This is a genomic window from Enterobacter sp. 50793107, assembly GCF_001463365.1.
Taxonomy (GTDB): domain Bacteria; phylum Pseudomonadota; class Gammaproteobacteria; order Enterobacterales; family Enterobacteriaceae; genus Enterobacter; species Enterobacter cloacae.
In genome coordinates this window covers 1-3,766 of record NZ_LNII01000167.1, presented here as the reverse complement: position 1 = coordinate 3,766, position 3,766 = coordinate 1, and the positions used below count along the sequence as shown (strand labels likewise).

The window sequence follows — 3,766 nt, the reverse complement described above, 5'->3', positions numbered from 1 at the left end:
GTACCAGCGTACGGCCCACAGAATGATGTCACGCTGAAAATGCCGGCCTTTGAATGGGTTCATGTGCAGCTCCATCAGCAAAAGGGGATGATAAGTTTATCACCACCGACTATTTGCAACAGTGCCCAAACCCCCGGATCAGGCTCTCCAGGCCATGCAGAAAGGCCTGCTCACCATCATCACTGTCCATAATCTGCAGCGCTTCCCGCAATAGCGGCGGCAGGTTTTCGTCCGGTGCTGCAGGGCGGTCGGTCAGGGCGGCAGTATGCTCCTGCTGCTCCAGTACGGCACCAAGGGTAAAATGACTGACCGCTGAAATCGCATATAACCCGTCGCGCAGTGAAAAGCCGTTTTCTGTCATAAAGCGTAACTGGGTTTCCACCGTATCATACTGTTTTTCATCAGGGCGGGTGCCGAGGTGCACTTTTGCCCCGTCACGGTAACGCAGCAGCGCCCGGCGGAAACTCATTGCATTATTGCGCAGAAATGACTGCCAGGATTCCCCCGCCGCAGGCAGTGAATAATCATGATGACGCGCCAGGATCTCCACCGCCAGCGCATCCAGTAACGCCCGTTTATTTTTCACATGCCAGTAAAGTGTCGGCTGTTCTATTCCCAGCTTCTGCGCCAGCTTGCGGGTCGTCAGCCCGTCAATCCCTGTCTCATTCAGCAGTTCCAGTGCCGCATCAATAACCGATTCTCTGTTCAGCCGTGCCATGACCGTCTCCTCCGATTTTCAGATTGACACTCTATCATTGATAGGGATATATTCCAACTCTATCAATGATAGGGAATTAACACAGGATCTGAAAAATGAATAAACCCGCTGTCATCGCGCTGGTGATTACACTGCTGGACGCGATGGGAATTGGTCTGATCATGCCGGTATTACCGTCACTGCTGCGGGAATATCTCCCGGAAGCGGATGTGGCAAACCATTACGGCATTCTGCTGGCGCTGTATGCGGTGATGCAGGTCTGTTTTGCTCCGCTGCTGGGCAGATGGTCAGATAAGCTGGGGCGCAGACCGGTGCTGCTGTTATCCCTGGCGGGTGCCGCGTTTGATTACACACTGCTGGCACTGTCCAATGTGCTGTGGATGTTGTATCTCGGGCGGATTATCTCCGGGATCACTGGTGCCACCGGCGCGGTTGCGGCTTCGGTAGTGGCGGACAGCACGGCGGTCAGCGAGCGTACCGCCTGGTTCGGCCGTCTCGGTGCGGCCTTTGGTGCCGGGCTGATTGCCGGGCCGGCTATCGGCGGACTGGCGGGGGATATCTCACCGCATCTGCCGTTTGTCATTGCGGCAATACTGAATGCCTGCACCTTTCTGATGGTCTTTTTTATCTTTAAACCGGCGGTACAGACAGAAGAAAAACCGGCGGAGCAGAAACAAGAAAGCGCAGGTATCAGCTTTATCACACTGCTTAAACCTCTGGCGCTGTTGCTGTTTGTCTTTTTTACCGCGCAGCTTATCGGGCAGATCCCGGCCACTGTCTGGGTATTGTTTACGGAGAGCCGCTTTGCCTGGGACAGCGCGGCGGTCGGTTTTTCACTGGCGGGACTCGGGGCGATGCATGCACTGTTTCAGGCGGTGGTTGCCGGGGCGCTGGCAAAACGGCTGAGTGAGAAAACCATTATTTTCGCCGGATTTATTGCCGATGCCACCGCGTTTTTACTGATGTCTGCTATCACTTCCGGATGGATGGTGTATCCGGTCCTGATCCTGCTGGCAGGCGGCGGAATTGCACTGCCTGCATTGCAGGGCATTATCTCTGCCGGGGCATCGGCGGCAAATCAGGGAAAACTACAGGGTGTGCTGGTCAGCCTGACCAATCTGACCGGCGTGGCGGGCCCGCTGCTGTTTGCTTTTATTTTCAGTCAGACACAGCAGAGTGCGGACGGTACGGTGTGGCTGATTGGCACGGCACTGTACGGTCTGCTGCTGGCAATCTGTCTGCTGATCAGAAAACCGGCACCGGTGGCGGCCACCTGCTGACCGGCGCTATACAGGCAGCGCTGTTGTGCGGTATGGTGGACGGCATTCGTGCTTATCGCCTGCCATGATAAGCCTCAGACACAGAGGAACCGTTATGAAATCACGCGCAGCAGTCGCCTTCGGGCCGGGTTTACCCCTTGAAATTGTTGAAATTGATGTGGCACCGCCGAAGAAAGGTGAAGTGCTGGTGAAAATCAGTCACACCGGGGTATGCCATACCGATGCCTACACGCTTTCCGGTGATGATCCGGAAGGTCTGTTCCCGGTGGTGCTCGGCCATGAAGGTGCCGGGGTGGTGGTTGAGGTCGGTGAGGGCGTGACCAGTGTGAAACCGGGCGACCATGTGATCCCGCTGTACACCGCCGAGTGCGGCGAGTGTGATTTCTGTACCTCCGGTAAAACCAACCTCTGTGTTGCCGTCCGCGAAACCCAGGGCAAAGGCGTGATGCCGGACGGCACCAGCCGTTTTTCGTATAACGGTCAGCCGCTCTATCACTATATGGGCTGCTCGACATTCAGCGAATATACCGTTGTGGCGGAAGTATCACTGGCGAAAATCAATCCGCAGGCCAATGCGGAGCAGGTTTGCCTGCTCGGCTGCGGCGTGACCACCGGGATCGGCGCGGTACACAATACCGCGAAGGTACAGGAAGGGGATTCTGTGGCGGTATTCGGCCTCGGCGGTATCGGGCTGGCCGTGGTGCAGGGCGCACGTCAGGCAAAAGCGGGGCGCATCTTTGCCATCGATACCAATCCATCCAAGTTTGAGCTGGCAAAACAGTTCGGCGCCACAGACTGCATTAATCCCAATGATTATGACAAACCTGTTCAGCAGGTGCTGGTCGAAATGACCAAATGGGGTGTGGATCATACCTTTGAATGTATCGGCAATGTCAATGTGATGCGGTCGGCGCTGGAAAGTGCGCACCGTGGCTGGGGGCAGTCGGTAATTATCGGGGTGGCGGGTGCCGGAAAAGAGATTTCAACCCGTCCGTTCCAGCTGGTGACCGGCCGGGTCTGGAAAGGCACGGCGTTCGGCGGCGTGAAAGGGCGTACCCAGTTGCCGGGAATGGTGGAAGATGCCATGAGCGGCAAAATCGAGCTGGCGCCGTTTGTCACGCACACCATGGAACTGGATAAAATCAATGAAGCTTTTGATTTGATGCACGACGGCAAATCCATCCGCACAGTCATTCATTACTGATAACGTATTCAGGGAGATACTATGGAACGGATTGAACATCACGTCTGTTTCGGCGGCAGCCAGGAAGTCTGGCGTCACCACTCTGCGGTGACCGGCACGCCGATGACTTTTTCCGTGTTTCTGCCGCCGCAGGCAAAAACAGAGAAATGTCCTGTGCTGTACTGGCTTTCCGGGCTGACCTGCAACGAGCAGAATTTTATCACCAAAGCCGGGGCACAGCGTTACGCAGCGGAACACGGCCTGGTGATTGTCGCGCCGGATACCAGTCCGCGCGGCAGTCAGGTGGCGGATGATAAAGAGTACGATCTCGGCCAGGGTGCCGGGTTTTATGTCAATGCCACACAGGAGCCGTGGAAAGCGCATTATCAGATGTATGATTATATTCTGAATGAGCTGCACACCCTGGTAAGCGGGCATTTCGGCACATCGGAAAAACGGGCACTGTTGCAAAGTTAGCGATGAGGCAGCCTTTTGTCTTATTCAAAGGCCTTACATTTCAAAAACTCTGCTTACCAGGCGCATTTCGCCCAGGGGATCACCATAATAAAATGCTGAGGCCTGGCC

The 3,766-nt window shown here is 55.7% G+C and carries 3 protein-coding genes and 2 pseudogenes; 3 read left to right on the top strand and 2 right to left on the bottom strand.

Annotated features, from left to right (window positions below):
- Positions 1-109 precede the first annotated feature (109 nt).
- Positions 110-718: a tetracycline resistance transcriptional repressor TetR(D) gene (gene tetR(D), locus APU11_RS24160; RefSeq protein ID WP_023352616.1), complete on the bottom strand. Its 609-nt coding sequence runs from the start codon at positions 716-718 to the stop codon at positions 110-112.
- Positions 719-813: 95 nt separating this feature from the next.
- Here tetR(D) and tet(D) point away from each other — a divergent pair, with 95 nt between their 5' ends.
- The 3 genes and pseudogenes from tet(D) to APU11_RS24145 all read left to right on the top strand — a co-directional run.
- Positions 814-1,998 (top strand): tetracycline efflux MFS transporter Tet(D), encoded by a 1,185-nt coding sequence (gene tet(D) / locus APU11_RS24155; protein WP_001039466.1) that lies wholly within the window; start codon positions 814-816, stop codon positions 1,996-1,998.
- A 94-nt stretch (positions 1,999-2,092) separates the two neighbouring features.
- Positions 2,093-3,202: an S-(hydroxymethyl)glutathione dehydrogenase/class III alcohol dehydrogenase gene (locus APU11_RS24150; RefSeq protein ID WP_000842134.1), complete on the top strand. Its 1,110-nt coding sequence runs from the start codon at positions 2,093-2,095 to the stop codon at positions 3,200-3,202.
- A 21-nt stretch (positions 3,203-3,223) separates the two neighbouring features.
- A pseudogene (locus APU11_RS24145) lies at positions 3,224-3,646 on the top strand (alpha/beta hydrolase-fold protein); the annotation flags it as partial.
- A 45-nt stretch (positions 3,647-3,691) separates the two neighbouring features.
- Here the strand turns inward: APU11_RS24145 and APU11_RS28245 are convergent.
- Positions 3,692-3,766, bottom strand: a pseudogene (locus tag APU11_RS28245) (IS6 family transposase); the annotation flags it as partial.